The 13,452-nt window shown below is 61.4% G+C and carries 9 protein-coding genes and 1 pseudogene; 5 read left to right on the top strand and 5 right to left on the bottom strand.

All coding sequences use genetic code 11. The features are described 5' to 3' along the window. Window positions 1–109: 109 nt before the first annotated feature. Together PCPL58_RS24365 and PCPL58_RS24360 are read right to left on the bottom strand one after the other, a co-directional pair. Window positions 110–3,300: pseudogene (locus tag PCPL58_RS24365) on the bottom strand (dermonecrotic toxin domain-containing protein). Between the two features lie 395 nt (window positions 3,301–3,695). Then, entirely contained in the window at window positions 3,696–4,157 is a 462-nt protein-coding gene (locus PCPL58_RS24360; RefSeq protein ID WP_065350644.1) for a copper chaperone PCu(A)C, read from the bottom strand. Window positions 4,158–4,298: 141 nt separating this feature from the next. Between PCPL58_RS24360 and PCPL58_RS30200 the strand changes: the two genes are divergently transcribed. Next, a complete protein-coding gene (locus PCPL58_RS30200; RefSeq protein WP_003431749.1) occupies window positions 4,299–4,757 on the top strand; it encodes an REP-associated tyrosine transposase in 459 nt (152 codons plus the stop codon). A gap of 818 nt (window positions 4,758–5,575) precedes the next feature. Here PCPL58_RS30200 and PCPL58_RS24355 read toward each other — a convergent pair. The 3 genes from PCPL58_RS24355 to PCPL58_RS24345 are packed head-to-tail and all read right to left on the bottom strand — an operon-like array spanning window position 5,576 to window position 8,606. After that, window positions 5,576–6,295: a cobalt-precorrin-6A reductase gene (locus tag PCPL58_RS24355; RefSeq protein ID WP_065350643.1), complete on the bottom strand. Its 720-nt coding sequence runs from the start codon at window positions 6,293–6,295 to the stop codon at window positions 5,576–5,578. Beyond that, the gene (locus tag PCPL58_RS24350) at window positions 6,292–7,404 is read right to left on the bottom strand and encodes a cobalt-precorrin-5B (C(1))-methyltransferase (protein WP_065350642.1); all 1,113 of its coding nucleotides are present in this window, start codon (window positions 7,402–7,404) and stop codon (window positions 6,292–6,294) included. The genes PCPL58_RS24355 and PCPL58_RS24350 overlap by 4 nt, the downstream gene beginning before the upstream one ends. Then, window positions 7,404–8,606 (bottom strand): bifunctional cobalt-precorrin-7 (C(5))-methyltransferase/cobalt-precorrin-6B (C(15))-methyltransferase, encoded by a 1,203-nt coding sequence (locus PCPL58_RS24345; RefSeq protein ID WP_065350641.1) that lies wholly within the window; start codon window positions 8,604–8,606, stop codon window positions 7,404–7,406. Before PCPL58_RS24345 ends, PCPL58_RS24350 begins: the two co-directional genes overlap by 1 nt. Before the next feature lie 135 nt (window positions 8,607–8,741). Here PCPL58_RS24345 and cobG point away from each other — a divergent pair, with 135 nt between their 5' ends. From cobG to cobJ, 4 genes are read left to right on the top strand one after another with little or no spacing between them, the layout of a single operon-like run. Then, the gene (gene cobG / locus PCPL58_RS24340) at window positions 8,742–10,085 is read left to right on the top strand and encodes a precorrin-3B synthase (RefSeq protein WP_083188485.1); all 1,344 of its coding nucleotides are present in this window, start codon (window positions 8,742–8,744) and stop codon (window positions 10,083–10,085) included. Further along, entirely contained in the window at window positions 10,078–10,704 is a 627-nt protein-coding gene (locus PCPL58_RS24335) for a precorrin-8X methylmutase (protein WP_003368856.1), read from the top strand. Before cobG ends, PCPL58_RS24335 begins: the two co-directional genes overlap by 8 nt. Continuing rightward, window positions 10,704–11,435: a precorrin-2 C(20)-methyltransferase gene (locus PCPL58_RS24330; RefSeq protein ID WP_003368854.1), complete on the top strand. Its 732-nt coding sequence runs from the start codon at window positions 10,704–10,706 to the stop codon at window positions 11,433–11,435. Before PCPL58_RS24335 ends, PCPL58_RS24330 begins: the two co-directional genes overlap by 1 nt. Further along, a complete protein-coding gene (gene cobJ / locus PCPL58_RS24325; RefSeq protein WP_065350639.1) occupies window positions 11,435–13,138 on the top strand; it encodes a precorrin-3B C(17)-methyltransferase in 1,704 nt (567 codons plus the stop codon). Before PCPL58_RS24330 ends, cobJ begins: the two co-directional genes overlap by 1 nt. Window positions 13,139–13,452 lie beyond the last annotated feature (314 nt).

The following is a 13,452-nucleotide window of genomic DNA, read 5'->3' as shown; positions in this document are numbered from 1 at the left end:
GGGCCAGGCTTTGTCCCGCGTGCGCTCCGGGCTCTGCAATGGTGCAAGGCTGCTTTGCAGGAGCGCCGGCCAGTAACGACCGGCTTCCCGGATCAGCCGCGTGCGGGTTTCAGACCCAGAGTTCCTGTTCCCCGGTATAGAGATCGTAGGTCTGATCAACCAGTTGTTCGGGCGCATCGAACCAGGCAAACAGCTGTCCGTTGACCCGCTTGGTCGCACCCAGTTGCACGTATGTCCCCGGCGCAATGGCCACGTGATCACCAAGAAAGCCGGTGAACATGTTCTTCTTGGGAACAGCCGGTGCAAAGATGAAGAATACCGGGTGGTTTTCGGCATTGGCGTTGCGATTCACGAACCCGTCCTGGCTCCATCTGGAGGCGTTGGCTCGCGACATCGATGCAGACTGCACGCCATTGTCGGTAAACACTGCACCCACTTCGCGCTCAAGGCATGCCACCCCGTTGCTGGACACATAGGTGGCGCGAAATGCAGTGCCTTCCCATGCCTTGAGCTTATGGAACTGACGCAGAAACCTGCGCGTGGTGGCATTGCGCACGCCGCTTCGCAGCAGCGGGTTGATCTCCGTTGAACCGCCTTCCACGTAGGTGGTTATTTCGGAAAATTTTTCTGCGTTGGATGTATGGGCCAGCGTCAGGTAGTCGGTCTCGAACTTCAGGCGTTCGATGCTACTTGCTTCCTCCAGAGACGCCGGCCAGAGAGTTGTCAGGCTGGTCAGCCGCGCCTCGGCACTGCGGATTGCCGATTGACTCATGCGCGGTATCTGTTTGCCCGCGATTTTCCAGACGCCGGTCGTGCTGCGAAGAGCAAACTCCTGCCCGTGCACCAGTTGTGTGGCATCCATCGGGTTTACCCGATAAAGGCGCGAGTGGCCGAACACGTTAGCCCGCCGGCTTATGAAGCAGGTCTGGCCCTCTACCTCAATGGCGACGAAGCTTTTGGGGTCCATGGCAGTGATCAATTTCGAGCCTGCGAAACGCGGCGCCTTTGAGTGCGAAAGGAGGTAGCCGATCTGCGCCTGACCATCACGACCGACTCTGCGTACGAGGTGCGGACGTCTCACCATTTTTGCGGCGCTTCCTGCCGGCTTCAAGGCCAGCGCCAAGTGCCCGACCAAGGCAATGGCAAGATAGCTGAGGGCGCTCAGAAACTCCTCGGCGGCGCCTTCCAGGTCGTTTTCATCGATTTTCGAAAAAGCGCTCCAGGTTTTGTAAAGGCCAGCGCCCAGCGCGACAGGCATCATGATCGCGCCAGGCAGAAACAGAATCGCAATGCTCGCGATCAGATCGAAGCCCAGACCCGATTGCCCTGTACCGGTGGTCAGACTCATCTGCCGTTTGGCTTCGTTGATCAGAAGGTTGATCTTGGTCTCGTGATTTTCCTCGTAAATGTCTTTGCTCTGGCTGACAAACACGACGGGGTGCAGCAGCCTTGACGGGATCGGTAGCAGCGTCAGTTGGGTAAATACTTCGGGTGGACGCCAATGCTTCGCTTCCTTTTCGTACTGCATGGCATGCAGCGTCTCAAGACGCCTGGAAACCGGTATTTGCTGAATCAGATACTGCTGGAAGGGTGCCTCTTCCAGAAAGCTGGTGGTCAGGTGATACATGCTGTTGAACCAGCGGAAAACGACACCGTCGGCAGCATCCAGCGTGCACAGCACCAGTGGCCCCTTCTCGAATTTTCCGGCTGGAGCAATCAGCATCACGTTGGTCATCTTGAGTTGGTTGACGCTGAAAAAACGGACTTCAATGGCTTGCTTGTTGATGGTTCGACGTCCTTGGAGTCCTGGCGAATCCAGCACAGCCTTGATCCACTCGCGGCCGGTGGGTGCAAAAGCCTGTTGTTCGATCTCCAGCAGCGCCATCTTCATCTGAGCTCGCAACATGGCTTTTTCTGACCGCTTGAGCTGCTGTGCATACGCCGAGGTTTTCAGGTGCAGGTCAAGGTAATTACTGAGGTATTGGGGATCTTCCAGCGTGGCAATCAGCTCTGTTAGGTGCGGCTGTCATTTTCCGCCTGGCCGAAGTGCTCCTTGCTGGCTTTGCGCATGTTCACCACCAATTCGCCAAACCGCTTTGCCTGGCGATGCCATGCCTGACGCTGCGTCAGCGTCATGGTTTTCCACCAATCGGGCATTCGGCTTTGCACCAGATCGCTGTCGAATCCGTCGAGTCGCCAGTGGTTGTCGAAGTAAATCCTGGGTTTCAGCAAACTCGCTATCGTTTGCTCGAAACAGACCGCGTCCATCTTCTGAGCGCGGGCCAGCTGTACAGCCTGAGCGAAGACCGACTGCTGCGCGACAACCTGCCGGGCAAGCAGCAGGCTGAGAAAATTGCCGTCCATCAGGGTGTATTGCCATTGCAAGACGGGGGTGGGTTTGGTGGGGCTTGCCTCCCCGGCGGTGACGCTGTCGCCCAAACGTCCTCGGTACTCGGGTTCAGTCACTCGCTGAACAAGCGCGTGGTTCAACTGTTGTAATGAGGCAAATGCTTCCAGCCCGTCATGCGGCGTAAACAGAAGTACATCTTCCAGCTCTTCCAGGTCTGGCTGGACCGGCGCATCACGAAGACGCCGGGCAATGGTAAACGCACCGTAAAGCGACAGCGAGGGGCCGTCGCCGTCTTGTGCCGACAGGCTGTAAACACTGTGCGGCTGCAAGTCTGCGAGACCCGCGGTCGCATCTGTGGCACAGGGCCCAAGGGCGGCCGAAAGCAGGCTGTAGTGCCCGGTCGTCATCTTTCCCAGGGCGATCAGCACCGCACATTCGGATGTCAGGCACTCGATCTGCTCTGCGACAAACTGGCTGCTCCGGGTTTCGCCATCAAGCGTCGCAGTGCTCCAGTAGTCTGCAAGATTTCGTGTGTAGCACTGCTCAAGTTGCTCGCTGACCTGGGTGAAGAACGTTACAGTCGCTGCCCGCCCCAGCGGCTGAATGGCAGGTGGCTTGACGTCAGGCTGCTGTGTGTCAGGCGTTGGAGAAGGCGTGTCGAGAGGCGGGTGGAGAGCGACTACATCATTGTCGATCCATTGCAAATGGCCGGTGAAGTATTCGATCAGGCCTGGGATCAGCGGAACCCTATGTATGTTGCTCCCGTGGTCGAATCCGACCTCGCTGTCACGGTAAGTCAGCCAGGTCGTCTCGACATCCAGCTCGGGTTTGAGGGGATGCAGCAGGGTACGGGCCAGTTCTTGGGTCGTCTTGCTGAAGTCGGGTGGATAGGTATCGCTGGCAAGCGAGGCGTTTAGAGCCTGGGTTGATGCGGTGAGCGGTAAGTTCATGGTGCCGATTCGTCTGCATGATGGATGATCCGCTCGAGGCGTTGGCCGGGCGGTTCATTTCATATAGTCAGGGTTAAAGGCACGCGGGTATCGGCCAGCGCAGTCAGAGGACTGCAGCATCGGCTCTCTGATAGGTAGGAAGTCTCGGAAACGCGCGAGATTGAGGTAAGGACGGGGCCTGAAACCGGGTATGAGGAGGAATTCATCACAACGCCACTCAATGGTTTCAGGCCCCGCAGAGAGCAATCTAAGCTGTTGTCGCTGTTTTGGCAAAGCGCGAAAGCACTATTCGATCAAGCGCCCGGACAACCAGCATCGGTCCTGGGTGTCAGGGATACCACCGCGATAGGATCGATGAAGGCATTCAGCTCCCGGCCCTGCTCGTTGAGAGTTACTCAGTGCTGGTGTTCTGAAGCCTGTTTTTGTACCACGACCTGCACCTCGACATCCCCCGCCTTTTCAAAATGCAGGGTCATCGGGAAGCGTTGGCCGACCACCAGCTTCGAGCGGTCCTTGATGTCCAGCAGCATCACGTGCCAGGCCATGGGGGCGAAAGCCACCTTCGCGCCAGCCGGTATGTCGACCGCCTGAACGTGCTGCATCTTCATCAGCCCGTCGACATGTACATGCTCATGCAACTGCGCCTGCCCGGCGATGGGTGTGTCGACGCTAATCAAACGGTCGGCGCTGTCACCCTTGTTCTCGATAGTGAAATACGCTGCCACCGTCGGTGCGTTGGGCGGTAGCTCCATTGACCACGGATGGCCAATCAGCAACAGCCCTGCCTTGTACTCATGGACGTGGACGAGGCTGGCTGGCAGCAGCAGTGCGGCCAGCAGCAGTGCTTTTTTGAGCATGGGGGGGCTCCGCAGGATTCAATGAAGGGGTGAAAGGTAGCTCAAATGGAAATCCGAAACACCTGGGTAAACCTTTGAGCACCGCTGAGTGAGCCCGTTTCGTAAAGTCGTTCCCCGGCATGCAGTCATAAGGGGGTCGGGATGTATGAAAGGGCACAGTCACATCGTTTGCGTTTGGGGCGATGCTCCAGTGCAGGCCAAATGTATTTGGTCACCGCAAAAACATTCCAGAGAAATCCTGTCTTTTCCGATTGGCGCATGGGCCGTCTGCTGGTTGATGAACTTCGACACGTTCAGGAGCAGCAACTGGCTGATTCATTAGCCTGGGTGGTAATGCCCGACCATATTCACTGGCTGCTGCAGTTGAATAGTCATTCATTATCCAGAGTTGTGCAGCGCGTGAAATCGAAAAGCGCGATCGCCATAAACAGAGCCAGAGGCTGCAGTGGACCTTTTTGGCAAAGCGGATTCCACGACGTCAGCATCCGCACTGAAGAAAGCCTTTTGGGTTTTGCCCGTTATATTGTGGCCAATCCGGTTCGAGCCAACCTAGTCAAAAGCGTGCGCGATTATCCCCTATGGGACGCAATCTGGTTGTGAAAAACCGGCCTCTTCGTGAGCAAGCTCACTCCCACGGGTCCGAGGTGTGTTCTGCAGCATCGCTGATCCTGTGGGAGCGAGCTTGCTCGCGAAGGCGTATTAACGGATCACAGATTTCCAGCGGCTGCCCCGACCTCTTCGTGAGCAAGCTCACTCCACGGGTCCGGGGTGTGTTCTGCAGCATCACTGATCCTGTGGGAGCGAGCTTGCTCGCGAAGGCCTGTTAACAGATCAACAGATTTTCAGCGGCTGCACCGACCTCTTCGTGAGCAAGCTCACTCCCACGGGTCCGAGGTGTGTTCTGCAGCATCGCTGATCCTGTGGGAGCGAGCTTGCTCGCGAAGGCGTATTAACGGATCACAGATTTCCAGTGGCTGCCCCGACCTCTTCGTGAGCAAGCTCACTCCCACGGGGCCGAGGTGTGTTCTGCAGCATCGCTGATCCTGTGGGAGCGAGCTTGCTCGCGAAGGCGTATTAACGGATCAGCAGATTTTCAGCGGCTGCACCGGCCTCTTCGTGAGCAAGCTCACTCCCACGGGGCCGAGGTGTGTTCTGCAGCATCGCTGATCCTGTGGGAGCGAGCTTGCTCACGAAGGCGTAGTAACGGATCACAGATTTCCAGCGGCTGCACCGGCCTCTTCTTGAGCAAGCTCACTCCCACGGGACCGAGATGTGTTCTGCAGCATCACTTATCCTGTGGGAGCGAGCTTGCTCGCGAAGGCGTATTAACGGATCACAGATTTCCAGCGGCTGCACCGGCCTCTTCGTGAGCAAGCTCACTCCCACGGCTCCATTCAGTGAGGACTAAAGACGGCTCATCAATCCAGACCCAACGCCTCCAGCACTGCATCCACACCCCAGAACAGCCTATCAGCGTCAGGCAACTGCGGGCGTTTGAGGATCAGGACGGGCAGGCCGCGTTCGCGGGCGATGTCGAGCTTGGGTTCGGTGGAACTGCTGCCGCTGTTTTTGCTGATCAGTACGTCGATGCGGCGTTGTTCGAACAACTGGCGCTCGTCTTCCAGCATGAACGGGCCACGTGCGCCGATCACTTCGCAGCGTTGGTTGCCGGGGTAGTCGTCCAGTGCCCGGAGTGTCCAGAACTGGTGTGGCGGGATTTCGTTCAGGTGCTGCAAGGGCTCGCGACCCAGCGTGAACAACGGGCGCTTGAACGGGAGCAGGGCAGTGGCCAGTTCTGACCAGTCAGCCACTTCGCGCCAGTCGTCCTCTGGACCTGCCTGCCACGCGGTGCGGCGCAAGGCCCAGCAGGGAATGCCGGCCAGCCTGGCCGCTCGCGCCGCGTTGTGGCTGATCTGTGCGGCGTACGGGTGGGTGGCGTCCAGCAGCAAGTCGACGCCCTGTTCGCCCATGTACTGCGCCATCCCCTCGGCGCCGCCATAACCGCCGACCTTCAATTGGCAGGCCAGGTCAGACGGCACCCGGCCCACGCCCGCGAGACTGTAGATGTGCTCAGGCCCGAGCTTCCGCGCAATCGCCAAGGCCTCGGTAATGCCGCCCAGCAGCAGGATGCGTTTCATGTCGCTTCTCTCTGTAAATCAACGCCAGCCTGACCCACCAGTCCGCCCTGACGGTCAATGGCGAAAACCTCCACCTGAACGCTCGCAGGCACGATGCTGCGCGCGAAACTCAGCGCGTGGCGACACACTTCGTCACCCAGTGGCACACCTGCCGCAGCGCTCATCGCCAGCGCTTGCTGACTGGTGTTGGCTTCAAGGATCCGTTGTTGCAGGCCTGCATCCGCGCCGACCTGCGCAGCCCAGTGCGCCAGTTGCGGCAGGTCGATGCTGGAATGGCGGCTGTGCAGGTCCATATGGCCGGCGGCCAGCTTGCTGATCTTGCCGAAGCCTCCGCACACGCTCAACTTATCCACAGGCACCTTGCGCAAGTGCTTGAGCACCGCACCGACAAAGTCGCCCATCTCGATCAGGGCGATATCGGGGATTTTATAGACGCGGCGCATGGTGTCTTCGCTGGCATTGCCGGTGCAGGCGGCGATATGCCGATAGCCGTTGGTGGTGGCGACGTCGATGCCCTGATGGATCGAGGCGATATAGGCCGCGCAGGAGAACGGCCGGACAATCCCGCTGGTGCCGAGAATCGACAGTCCGCCGAGAATGCCCAAGCGCGGGTTCATGGTCTTGAGCGCCAGCGCCTCGCCGCCCTCGACGCCGATCGTGACTTCGAATCCGCCGCTGTAGCCTTGTTCTTCGGCCAGCCGAAGCAGATGCTCGGTCATCATGCGCCGGGGCACCGGGTTGATGGCCGGCTCACCGACTGCCAGCACCAGCCCGGGGCGGGTCACGGTGCCGACACCTGCACCCGCCACGAAGCGCACGCCTGCTGCCGCCTGTAACCTGACGCGGGCAAATACCAGGGCGCCGTGGGTGACATCTGGATCGTCGCCTGCATCCTTGAGCGTTGCAGCTTCCGCGAAGTCATCCACAAGCCGGCAGAATTCCAGGCGCATCTGTACCTGTTTACCCTTGGGCAGAACGATGTCCACCGCATCGCTGATCTGCCCGTAGAGCAACAGCCGCGCCGCTGCGAGGCTGGTTGCGGTCGCACAGCTGCCAGTGGTCAGGCCACTGCGCAGTGGCGCAGGCTGTTCGGCGGTTTCTTCGCGCATCAGGGTTTGACTACGTCCAGCAGGGTGATAGGCAACGCCTGACGCCACGTGTCGAATTCGCCAAGGGGTTGTGCATGGGCGACGTGGATACGGGTCAGCTCGCCGCCATGCCGTTCGCGCCAGGCCATCAAGGCCGTTTCGCTTTGCAGGGTGACCGCATTGGCGACCAGTCGGCCGCCCGGACGCAGTTGTTCCCAGCAGGTTTCCAGCACGCCGACACGCGTCACGCCACCGCCGATGAAGATCGCATCCGGGCGTTCCAGACCGCTTAGGGCCTGGGGCGCGCTGCCCCGCACCAATTGCAGGCCGGGCACGCCGAGTGCGTCGCGGTTGAATTCGATCAGTTGCTGGCGGCCTTCATCGGCTTCGATAGCCATCGCCCTGCAGGTCGGGTGCGCGCGCATCCATTCGATGCCGATGGAGCCGCAACCCGCGCCGACATCCCACAACAGTTCGCCCGGCAGCGGTGCAAGGCGGGCGAGGGTGATGGCGCGCACGTCGCGCTTGGTAAGCTGGCCGTCATGTTCGAACGCGCTGTCCGGCAAACCTGAAATGGGGCTCAGACGGATGGCGCTGGCGTCGGCACGACAGTCGATGGCAACCAGGTTCAGCGCGGCGATCTCGGGGTTGCCCCACTCGCTGGCCAGTCCTTCGACGCGCCGCTCGGCTTCGCCACCCAGATGCTCCAGGACGGTCATGCGGCTTGGACCAAAGCCGCGTTCGCGCAACAAACCGGCAATCAGGGCGGGGCTGCTGCCGTCGTTACTCAACACCAGCAGACGCATGCCATGGTGGACGTGTGCGTTCAGCGCGGCCGCCGGCCGGGCAACCACCGACAGGGTGACGACGTCCTGCAGCGGCCAGCCGAGGCGGGCGGCGGCCAGAGAGTAAGAGGAGGGCGCGGGCAGAATGCGCATTTCGTCAATGCTGACCACGCGTGCAAGACTGGCGCCGACGCCGAATATCATCGGGTCGCCACTGGCCAGCACGCAGATCTCGGCACCCCGCTGCTCGAGCACCGGGTTCAACGAGAAAGGACTCGGCCACGCACGTCGTTCGGCGCGAATGCACGGCGGCAGTAACGCCAGCTGACGCGGGCCGCCGAACACCTGATCAGCTTGCAGCAGAGCGTGTCTGGCGTTCTTGCCGAGCCCTTTGTAACCGTCTTCTCCGATTCCCACGACTGTCAGCCACGGTGACATGTACTTACCTCAATCCGAACTTCCGACAGAGCGCCTTTTCATGCCTGCGGACAAAGCAGGCATAATACCGCGCCCGACGGGGTACAAGTGCTCTAATCAACGTCCGTTTCCAGCCAGTTCACATCGGGTGACCCATTGAACGAGCAGCAGTCCGCTCGCACATCCTCTGCAACGCTACGCCCCTCGGCCTGCCCGGGGTTGCTGCGTATCGTCCCGGCACTGGACGGCGGGATCTGCCGGATCAAGCTGGCGGGCGGGGTGATCACCCGTGCGCAGGCCATGGCCGTTGCCGAGGCCGCGAGCACGTATGCACAGGGTGTTATCGAAGCCACCAACCGCGCCAATTTGCAGATTCGCGGCATTGGTGCCAATCACGACGGGTTGATCGGCGCCTTGATGGCGGCAGGGCTCGGCCCCGCCAACCCGGCCAGCGACGATGTGCGCAACCTGATGCTCAGCCCGACGGCCGGCCTGGACCCGCAGATGCTCTTCGATGCCCGGCCGCTGGCGGCGCAGATTCTCGACGCGCTGGAACATCATCCGCGTTTTCATGAGCTGTCCCCCAAGTTTGCCTTGTCGCTGGACGCTGGTGAAACGCTGGTCATGCTCGAACACCCGCATGACGTGTGGCTGTCGGCGCTGAAAGTCGATGGCGAAGTGTTGCTGGCGTTCGGGCTGGCCGGCTGCCCGGCCCATGACCGACCGCTGGCCGCTGTCCCTGTGGCCGAGGGGAAGACGCTGGTTGTCGCACTGCTGGAGCTGTTTCTCGACCTTGCCCGTCCCGAGCACACCCGGATGCGACACCTGCTGGCCGAGGTTTCGACCGACGATATGCTGCGCGAGCTGTCGACCCGGTCCGGCTGCACAGTGCGGACCGATAAGGCGATCACCGATTGGCAGCGTCCGGCCATTCAAGGCATTCGCCACATTGGTGTTTATCCACAGGCCCAGCCGAATCGGGTGGCGGTGGGCGCTGCAGTACCGTTGGGGCGTCTCGATGCGGCGATGCTTTCCAGTGTGGCGCAACTGGCGGCGGATCAGGGCGACGGCACGCTGCGCCTGACGCCCTGGCAAAGCCTGTTGTTGCCGAACGTGCCGGTCGAGCGCGCCGCGGCGGTGCTGGACGCGTTGCAGGCATCGGGATTCGTCGCGGCGGCCGAGCAACCACTGGCGCAGATGCTCGCCTGTACCGGTTCTGCCGGGTGCGCCAAGGGGCTGGCCGATACCAAGTCCGACGCCCTGCAACTGGCTGCCGGGCTGGCTACCGGCCAGGCTTTGCACTTGAGCGGTTGCACGCGTTCCTGCGCTGCCGCTCACGTAGCGCCAGTAACCTTGCTGGCTGTCGCGCCGGGCCGTTACGATCTTTATTTTCGCGATGCAGCGCATGCCGGTTTCGGCGTGCTGCGCGCGCGCAACCTTACTATTGAAGCAGTCGGCGCGCAGTTGAACGCTGGCTCACGGAGCAACATGCATGATTGATTACATCCGCGATGGTCAGGAGATATATCGCAACTCTTTCTCGATCATTCGCGCCGAAGCGCGTCTTGACACGATCCCTGCCGACCTGGAAAAACTCGCCGTGCGCGTGATCCATGCCTGTGGGATGGTCGAAGTCATCGAAGACCTGCGCTTCTCGCCGGGTGCCGGTACTGCCGGGCGCAACGCTCTGGCCGCCGGAGCGCCGATCCTGTGCGATGCGCGCATGGTCTCCGAAGGCATCACTCGCACCCGTCTGCCCGCCAATAATCCGATCATCTGCACCTTGCATGATGAAGGCGTGCGGGAAATGGCCCTGGAGCTGGGCAATACGCGTTCTGCGGTGGCGCTTGAGCTGTGGCGTCCGCACCTGGAAGGCAGCGTGGTGGTCATCGGCAACGCGCCGACCGCGCTGTTCTATCTGTTGGAAATGCTCGATGCCGGTGCGCCGAAGCCTGCACTGATTCTCGGCTTTCCGGTCGGCTTTGTCGGCGCCGCCGAGTCCAAGGCGATGCTTGCCGCCGATAGCCGCGGTGTGCCGTTCGTGATCATGCAGGGCCGCCGTGGCGGCAGCGCCATGGCCGTGGCCGCAGTCAACGCACTGGCCACGGAGATCGAATGATGCAGGCACGCGGTCGATTGATTGGCCTGGGCGTAGGTCCCGGCGACCCGGAGCTGATCACTGTCAAAGCCCTGCGTCTGCTGCGGGAGTCGCCGGTGGTGGCGTATTTCGTGGCCAAGGGCAAAAAGGGCAACGCATTCGGCATCATCGAAGCGCATCTGCAGGACGTTCAGACCCTGATGCCGCTGGTCTACCCGGTGACCACTGAGGCATTGCCGCCGACACTGTCCTACGAAAAGCTCATCAGCGACTTCTACGACGAATCCAGCCGGCACATTGCCGCGCACCTGGACGCCGGACGTGACGTGGCGGTGATCTGCGAAGGCGATCCGTTTTTCTATGGCTCCTACATGTACCTGCACGATCGTCTGGCCGAGCGCTACGAGGCCGAAGTGATCCCGGGTGTGTGCTCGATGCTCGGTGGCGCTTCGGTGCTGGGCGCGCCGCTGGTGTATCGCAACCAGAGCCTGTCAGTGCTGTCCGGTGTGCTGTCCCACGACGACCTGAAACGCAAGCTGGCCGACGCCGACGCGGCGGTGATCATGAAACTGGGGCGCAACTTCCACAAGGTTCGCGAGGTACTGACCGAGCTGGGGATGGCCGGGCGCGCGCTGTATGTCGAGCGCGCCACGATGAGCAACCAGAAAATCGTCCCGCTGGACCAGGTCGACCCGATGTCTTCGCCGTATTTTTCGCTGATTATCGTCCCTGGCGACAGGTGGCAAGGCTGATGACCTCCATGACCCCGGCCATCGTCATTCTCGGCAATGGCAGCCTTGCCACCGCGCGGCGCATTCAACAGCTGTTTCCCGATGCGCTGATTCATGGCCTGGCCGAGCGCGTGCAGGGGGCCGACCGCACTTACAGCGAGTTCGGCGCGACGCTGCGCCAGCTGTATCAACAGAACACACCGATCATCGCCCTTTGCGCAGCCGGTATCGTTATTCGCACCCTGGCCGCCGTGCTGCTGGAGAAGGGCGCCGAACCGCCAGTGCTCGCCGTGGCCGAAGACGGCAGCGCCGTAGTGCCGCTGCTTGGCGGCCTTGGCGGGGTGAATGTCCTGGCGCGCAGCATCGCCAGCGGGCTTGGCGTTGCGCCGGCGATCACCACCAGCGGCGAGCTGCGTTTCGGCACCTGTCTGCTCAACCCGCCAAGCGGCTATGCGCTGGGCGATCTGGAGCTGGGCAAGCGTTTCGTTTCCGACCTGCTGTCCGGCGAACCTGTACGCATCGAGGGCGAAGCCCCTTGGCTGGCCCAGGCGCAACTGCCCGAAGATCCACAGGCCGCGCTGGCCATTCATGTTGGCAGTACCCTGCGCGAGCCGTCACCCCATGAATTGCTGATATACCCGCGTAACGTGCTGGTGGCGGTGACTGACCTCAGTGACGAACTGGCTGAGCAAGTGCGCTCGGCCCTGCGCGAGGTACGTATTGCCGGGCAGTCCTTGGCGTGCCTGTTGGCTGCCGAGGAGCAGATGGCCAATCCGCACCTGCACAAGGCTGCCGCCGAGCTGGACGTTGCGGTGCGATTCGTCAGCGCCGCTGCGGCCAGCGAGATGGCCATGAAGGCTGTGCCGCAGCTGTTGCCACCGCTCTGCGTCGACGCCCACACCGCGATTGCTGTCGCGGCGCAACCGCTGGATGTGCAGAGCATCGGCCGCGGGCGTGGCCGCGTTGCAGTCATTGGTCTGGGCCCTGGCGCAGCAGACCTGATGGTGCCTGCGGTCAAGGCCGAACTGGCACGTGCCAATGATGTGCTGGGCTATGAAACCTACGTGCGCATGGCAGGGCCGTTTCGTGCCGATCAGGTACTGCACTGCACTGACAATCGCGAAGAAATGCAGCGTGCCCGGCATGCCTTCGAGCTGGCTGCTCAAGGCCGTTCGGTGGTCGTGGTGTCGTCCGGTGATCCGGGAGTGTTCGCCATGGCGTCAGCGGTGCTTGAGGCGTTGCATGAGTCGGATAATCCTCACTGGCATGCGGTCGAGCTGGAGATTCTGCCGGGTGTCTCGGCTTCTCTGGCAACCGCCGCTCAGGCTGGTGCGCCGCTGGGACATGATTTCTGCGTGCTGTCGCTGTCCGACAACCTCAAGCCTTGGGACATCATCGAAAAGCGTCTGGACCTCGCCTGTCAGGCCGATCTGGCGCTGGCATTCTACAACCCGATATCTCGCTCCCGACCCTGGCAACTGGGGCGTGCGCTGGAGATTGTCCGCCAGCATCGCATCCCTGCAACCCCTGTGACGCTGGGCCGCGACATCGGCCGTCCCGGGCAGACATTGAGGGTTATCACGCTGGGCGAATTGACACCGGAGCAGGTGGACATGCGCACCATGGTGTTGATCGGCTCTTCCCTGACGTGCACCTTTCCTCGCCACGCAGGCGGCAACTGGGTCTATACGCCGCGTTGGTACGGCAACAAGCCTACAGGTTGAGCGCGCACGCGTGTCATACCTGCCGCCATCCAGCGTGGGAAAGCGCTGAAGTGGCGATGTCACTTCAAGCCTGTGAGCCTTTGTTTCGGCCCACAGGCTTGAGCGAATCGGCTCTCTTCAACCGTCGTCGTCGGTAGTCCGATTCCAGAAGCCTCCCCGGAATCTTCGCTCACCTGCGGTACGCCGGGAGGCAGATGGCGGGTCGAATCTGGCTTTGCGTATCGAGTTCGGCAGCCAAGTGCCCGAAAGCCATCAGGGGGCAACGGAAAGCTCCGAAAAAACCGCCTGATTTATTTCGTTAGTCTCGATTCAGT

The organism is Pseudomonas cerasi (genome assembly GCF_900074915.1).
In the GTDB taxonomy this organism is placed as follows: Bacteria; Pseudomonadota; Gammaproteobacteria; order Pseudomonadales; family Pseudomonadaceae; genus Aquipseudomonas; species Aquipseudomonas cerasi.
This window is presented reverse-complemented; position numbering and strand designations above follow the sequence as displayed.

Excerpts from the sequence above, each read along its gene's own strand:
- cobJ (WP_065350639.1), top strand. The coding sequence starts at position 11,435 with ATGACCTCCATGACCCCGGCCATCGTCATTCTCGGCAATGGCAGCCTT.
- PCPL58_RS24345 (WP_065350641.1), bottom strand. The coding sequence starts at position 8,606 with ATGTCACCGTGGCTGACAGTCGTGGGAATCGGAGAAGACGGTTACAAA.
- PCPL58_RS24330 (WP_003368854.1), top strand. The coding sequence starts at position 10,704 with ATGCAGGCACGCGGTCGATTGATTGGCCTGGGCGTAGGTCCCGGCGAC.
- PCPL58_RS24335 (WP_003368856.1), top strand. The coding sequence starts at position 10,078 with ATGATTGATTACATCCGCGATGGTCAGGAGATATATCGCAACTCTTTC.
- PCPL58_RS30200 (WP_003431749.1), top strand. The coding sequence starts at position 4,299 with ATGTATGAAAGGGCACAGTCACATCGTTTGCGTTTGGGGCGATGCTCC.
- PCPL58_RS24360 (WP_065350644.1), bottom strand. The coding sequence starts at position 4,157 with ATGCTCAAAAAAGCACTGCTGCTGGCCGCACTGCTGCTGCCAGCCAGC.
- PCPL58_RS24350 (WP_065350642.1), bottom strand. The coding sequence starts at position 7,404 with ATGCGCGAAGAAACCGCCGAACAGCCTGCGCCACTGCGCAGTGGCCTG.
- PCPL58_RS24355 (WP_065350643.1), bottom strand. The coding sequence starts at position 6,295 with ATGAAACGCATCCTGCTGCTGGGCGGCATTACCGAGGCCTTGGCGATT.